Source organism: Mesorhizobium sp. M7A.T.Ca.US.000.02.2.1 (assembly GCF_003996995.1).
Lineage (GTDB): Bacteria > Pseudomonadota > Alphaproteobacteria > Rhizobiales > Rhizobiaceae > Mesorhizobium.
This window is the reverse complement of sequence record NZ_RZTT01000411.1, coordinates 1-5,179: the sequence shown is the minus strand read 5'-3', so window position 1 is coordinate 5,179 and position 5,179 is coordinate 1. Positions and strand designations below refer to the sequence as shown.

The following is a 5,179-nucleotide window of genomic DNA, read 5'->3' as shown; positions in this document are numbered from 1 at the left end:
GTTTACGGACCTCGGCAAAGCCGTTTTGCAGGCCGGTCGCCGAGAGGCGGTTGCCCCGGGAACTGAGGAAGAAGGCCTGATCCTTGGATATGGGGAAAGCGGCGTCGCGCTCACGGGCATAGCAACCAAGGGCACACTGGGTTGTCGTGTGAACTGGAACGAGACGATCCTTGCGGAACTTTATCTTCCGAACGAGGAGAACCCCGTTGGTGAGATCAACGTCGGAACGATCAAGCCCGACTACTTCGCCCGATCGCAGCCCTGAACTTGCCAACAATCCGATCAGCGTCGCCATCGTCCGCCCTCGCAGAGGGATGCTAGGCGAAATGCGGGCGCATGCGTCGATGAGTGACGGCAACTCAGCCTCGCTGAGAATACGCGGAGGCGGAATCGCTCTGGATCTGGGGAAAGCTCTGCGCTCCAAGCCGTCGGTCCGGGCGTCGTAGACGGCGAGATACTCGTAAAACCGGCGGAGCACGCCATGGCGAATTGCGCGGCTGTTGGCGGCGCCGCCGAACGAGAGGACGAAGTCCAGCGCCATCGTCCGGGTAGCGGGCGCATCGAGCTGAGCGCGCCCAACGTAGCGGACGAAAGCCCGCAACGTGCCGGCTTGCTTGCTGAAGGCGTAGCCGAGGGAGTGGCGCAGCTCGATGTACCGCTCGGCCTTCTCGCCGAGGAATCGGGCAAAGGCGGTCATGCGACGCCTCCCGGAAAGGGGAGTGCGACCTCGGCGAGCTGCGAGGTCGCGACCTTTACGTACAGCGCCGTTGTATTGATGCTCTGGTGCCCGAGAAGATCGGCGACCTCGTTGATCGGCCTTCGCTGCCTGACAAGCTGGGTGGCAAGGCTGTGGCGCAGAAGATGCGCACCTCCGACCCACCCGAGTTCAATCCCGCCATGCCGCAACCGCTTCCGTACGATCCTCGAAACAGGCGACGCGCACTTGAACGGTCCCAAGGGCGGCGTGAAGGACAGGAACAGATACGGACTATCCACCTTCGGTCGCGCGCGCAGGATGTAGTCGGCGAGCGCGGCGCCGGTCTCGTCGAGCAGCGGCGCCACGCGATCACGCTTGCCCTTGGTGCGCCGGACAAAAATCTCGCCAGCTCGCCAGTCGATATCCTGCAGCTGAATGGCGCGGAGCTCGCCGTTGCGAATGCCGGTGGTGGCGAGTAGCAGCAGGACGGCTCGATCGCGGATGTCGACCGGCGTCGTTGCGCCGATCGCATCGATTGCGCGCCGAACGTCGTCCCATGCAAGGCGCGGTGGCAAATGCGCCAAACGCCAATGAGGCGTCCTTGGGACGACGGCGGCGAGATCCTGGTCATGGTGGCCAGCCCAACACAAAAACCGAAGAAATGTTCGGATGTGAGAAGTCGCTGCCGTGCGGGTGCCGGAGGTCGCCGATAGGGACAGCCGATGCTCGACAGCAGCGAGCACGTGCTCGGCCGCCAACGCCTCGAGGTCTTGACCGGGATGATGATGGCGGAACCAATCCAGAAAGCGGCGGCCGCCCAGTAGAACGCCTTCGCGGGTCTTCGGCTCAAGTCCTCGCGCCTTGCGCAAATAGTCGGAAAATGAGGTCAGAAGCGGAGTATCCGGATCATCATCTACCCTGGGCAGCGGAAGCAATGAAGCGCTCCGGAGCCACTCGCCGTGCATGTCCCAGCGCCGATGCTGCCCCAATGCGTGGAGAATCTGTAGTAAACGTGCATAAATAGCTGTCGACGACATCTTGATGGATCGGCATCCGACCACAGCGCGTTGCGGCAAACTGGCTAAAGCGCGCGATCCGGCTCAAGTAAATCTTGGCGGACGCTCGCTTGTAACCAAGGGCGAAAAAATGCTCCGCGAGGCGATCCATCTCGCCACCGAGTGCACCGCTACGCAGGCGCTTGAGCACCCCACAATAGGAAAAATAGAACTCGAGCATTCTGCCCCTCCGGCGTTGTGGCACAGGGGAATCCCGCCCCATGAGAGAGGCATGAAATATTATGTGGCGGAGGCAAGCTGGGGTTTGGCCGGCCTTGCCGGGCGTCAGGGCGGCTCCGCCACATAATCTCGCCCGACGCATAAGAACGGATCGGCCCCCATTGTCTCTCGCACCAGCGCCGCCAATCCCTCCGCACCCTTGCGGAAGTCGACGGGCTTCGTCGCCACCATGACCTTGACCGCACCCGTCGGCCCGATCACGACGTCGCCTTCAGCGCGCGGATCACTGCGGCCACCGTCTTAGGCGCCCCGGCCGACGCGCATCGCGATGCCGTCGATCTCAAGCTCGATCATGCCGGCATCTCGGGTGGCTTGATCCGCTGCTTCGGTGAACGGCTGGCTACAGGTTCCGCCGCCGCCAAAACCGCCGGCACAAAGGCAAGAGAATCTTGCTGCACCGAAGCGGCCTGTTTGCGCGCTTCGCGGCGCCAGGCGAAGACCTGCTGCGGCATCCGACCATCCTACGCCCCACGGCGTCATTCTTCTGCTCGACAAAGGCCTGGTCATTCTTGCGGTAGGGGCGGCAGCGCGTGAAGACGACGTTGGCGGCGTCGCAGTAGGCCTTCAGCTTCTCGTTCATGAAAGCGGTGTCGTTGTCCGTATCCAGGCCGAGAAGCGCGAAGGGCAGTTGCTTGCGCAATCTGTGAGCACCGTGCTCAACAGCGTCTGTTCGCGAACCAGCAGCGGCGCACATTCCGTCCAGCCGGTCGCAATGTCGGTGAGCACGAGGGTTTTGGATGAAGCTGCCGCGAGCCGAAGGGCCGCTATGAGCTACGAGGTCCGCCTCAACGAAGCCTGGCGCTGGATCGTCCCAATCCGCCGACGTTCTAATGGGAATGCTCCGTCGCAGGGCGTGCGCCGCGGGCCGTCGTCGAGGACGTCCCAAGCCTTCTCGGATCGGTCCCAGCGTCCTGTCGAACGTGGCCGCGCTCACCGCCAGCAATTTGCCCGGATTTCGGGCGCCAGGTTGAAATGACCGTGCCGTTCCATCGCCTTGAGAAGGACGGGCAGCAACGCCTTCAGCCGCTTGCCGCAGACGCGGTCCGACGCCTCCCAGAGCAATATGAGCGCATTGCGTTCCGCTTCATCATAAATCCGCGGCCGCGCTCGCCTGCCTACAACCGGCCCCTCACGGGTCGTATCAGCCGCATCGCATGCATGCGGTGAAAGCCGGTGATGACGACGAACTCATCCAAAATTCTCGCCTTCTCCGCTCGCGTCGAAGCACAATAGCGCTCTGAAACCGCCGTCGTCAGTTCTTTCCGTGTCGCCATGCTCAGCCGTCCCATAGTCGCCCCTGCTCATACCCCTCGGTAGGAGCAACTTATGTGAGGCAGGTTGAACATTCAGGAACATTTTCGACGAGGCAATGCGCGCTCTCACTTTGATTGCCGCGCCGCAGACATCGTCGTGATGGCCTATGACACGTGTTTAACGACGTCGTTTGCGACGTGTCTTGTGCGAGGTTTGCGATTCTTGTGCTGAACGACTGCCGATCGAGCGGTTCCGACGCACGGAAGCCAGGGCGCTGCGGCCGCTGGATGGGCGTGCACCATTCCGGCAGGTCCGGGATCTGACCCGGCGGGTTCAATCCGATTGCTGCATCGAGCTCGACACGAATGCCTACAGTGTGCCCTGGCACCTGCTCGGCGAGCTGGTCCGGGTGGTCGTCTGTGGCGGCCGCATCAGCATTCAGCACGAGGGAAAGGAGGTTGCCGTCCATCCAGAGAGCGCCGGGCGCCGGCAGAGGCTGAACGAACCGGCTCACTTCGCCGGGATCTCCAGGGTTCCGGCGCTGGCGCAGCCGGCCGCACTGCCGTCCGGTCCGCCGGATCCGGCGCTTTTGCGTCCGCTAAGGGAATATGAACTTCTGGTCGGGGGAGGCTGGTGATGGTCGACCACGATGCGCTGATCGAGATGCTGACACGGCTCAAGCTAACGGCGATCCGTACCAGCTCGACAATCTTCTGGACGAAGTGGCGCGGCGGGAACTCACCGTGCGGGAAGCCGTGGCCTTCCTTTGCGAGCGCGAGGTCGCTCGCAAGGAGGAGCGCCGGATCGAGATGGCCAGCAAGATCGCCCTTTCCCACCGTGCGCGATCTTAGCGGCTTCGACTTCTCAGCCCAGCCCTCGCTCGATCCCGGGCAGATTCGTGATCTGGCGGTCTGCCGCTGGATCGCGCACGGCGACACGCTGCTGCTGCTCGGCCCACCCGGTGTGGGCAAGACGCATCTGGCCATTGCGCTAGGCCGCGAAGCCATCCGCGAAGGATACTCGGTGCTGTTCGTCGCCGCCCAGGCCTTGGTTGCCGCCCTCGCCAAGGCGCATCAGGAGGGCCGCTTCGAAGAGCGCCTGGCGTTCTATGCAAAGCCCAAGCTGCTGATCGTCGACGAACTCGGGTATTTGCCGTTCGACCCCAACGCGGCGCACCTGTTCTTCCAGCTCGTCTCCAGACGTTACGAGCGCGGCAGTCGGCTCATCACCTCGAACCGGTCCGTCGGCGAATGGGGCGAGGTGTTCGGCGATCCGGTCGTGGCCACAGCCATCCTCGACCGGTTGCTCCATCACAGCCATGTCATCACGATCCGCGGCGACAGCTACCGCCTGCGCGAGAAGCGCCGTGCCGGTATCTTCAACTCAGCCAACCTCAACATGGAGAAGGCTCATGACGCACGATAGCCGACAGATTTGTGCCCCGGCTTGCCGGCACCCGGGAGCCCACAGGTACCTCCCGCGCTCCGCTCCGCCAGCCGCGCGGAGGCGCTCCGCTACGCGGGTCCCTCCTGTGGACTCCGGGACCGAGCCACAGTCCATCAACCAAGCGGGGGCAGTTTTAAGTGTCGCCGAGGGCCGCATTGCCTCAAGCAAAATGTTACCAATAGTGTCGCTGTTCCGGATGGGATGGTCAGGTGTTGTCATCCCGATTCGGAGGATGGATGGCAAGGCGGATCAGCATGGCGACACGGTCGGAATTGGTGGAAGCAATTGTCGAGCGGTATCGATCGGGGAGCCGAAGCGATAAGCGCCTCATCCTCGATGAGTTCGTCGCGGTGACCGGTTATCATCGCAAGCATGCGACCGAGTGCTCCGTCAACGCGTCGAAGATACCTGGCAACAAGAGGCACAGCCTTCGCTACGGCGGCGATGTTCGCGAAGCGCTCGTGGTGTTTGTGGGAGGCATCGGAGC

At 63.1% G+C, this 5,179-nt stretch carries 6 protein-coding genes and 3 pseudogenes; 2 read left to right on the top strand and 7 right to left on the bottom strand.

The genetic code is table 11. The features are described 5' to 3' along the window. From EOD15_RS27980 to EOD15_RS27960, 7 genes and pseudogenes are all read right to left on the bottom strand, one after another. Positions 1-697 (bottom strand): site-specific integrase (locus EOD15_RS27980; RefSeq protein WP_127409035.1); only part of this gene is annotated, 697 nt, incomplete at its 3' end. Beyond that, positions 694-1,632: a site-specific integrase gene (locus EOD15_RS27975; RefSeq protein WP_245463782.1), complete on the bottom strand. Its 939-nt coding sequence runs from the start codon at positions 1,630-1,632 to the stop codon at positions 694-696. The genes EOD15_RS27975 and EOD15_RS27980, both read right to left, overlap by 4 nt. Continuing rightward, positions 1,607-1,933: a hypothetical protein gene (locus tag EOD15_RS37025; protein ID WP_245463781.1), complete on the bottom strand. Its 327-nt coding sequence runs from the start codon at positions 1,931-1,933 to the stop codon at positions 1,607-1,609. The genes EOD15_RS27975 and EOD15_RS37025 overlap by 26 nt, the downstream gene beginning before the upstream one ends. A 143-nt stretch (positions 1,934-2,076) precedes the next feature. Next, positions 2,077-2,193: pseudogene (tnpB, locus tag EOD15_RS27970) on the bottom strand (IS66 family insertion sequence element accessory protein TnpB); the annotation flags it as partial. Positions 2,194-2,282: 89 nt separating this feature from the next. Continuing rightward, a complete protein-coding gene (locus EOD15_RS35980) occupies positions 2,283-2,444 on the bottom strand; it encodes a hypothetical protein (protein ID WP_164893201.1) in 162 nt (53 codons plus the stop codon). Beyond that, positions 2,444-3,281 (bottom strand): annotated as a pseudogene (locus EOD15_RS27965) (ISNCY family transposase); the annotation flags it as partial. The pseudogene EOD15_RS27965 and the gene EOD15_RS35980, both read right to left, overlap by 1 nt. 35 nt (positions 3,282-3,316) lie before the next feature. After that, positions 3,317-3,715: a hypothetical protein gene (locus EOD15_RS27960; protein ID WP_127308891.1), complete on the bottom strand. Its 399-nt coding sequence runs from the start codon at positions 3,713-3,715 to the stop codon at positions 3,317-3,319. Positions 3,716-3,882: 167 nt separating this feature from the next. On the opposite strand from EOD15_RS27960, the gene istB reads away from it, so the two are divergent. After that, a complete protein-coding gene (gene istB / locus EOD15_RS27955) occupies positions 3,883-4,671 on the top strand; it encodes an IS21-like element helper ATPase IstB (RefSeq protein WP_281033860.1) in 789 nt (262 codons plus the stop codon). 257 nt (positions 4,672-4,928) lie between these two features. Further along, a pseudogene (locus EOD15_RS27950) lies at positions 4,929-5,179 on the top strand (transposase); the annotation flags it as partial.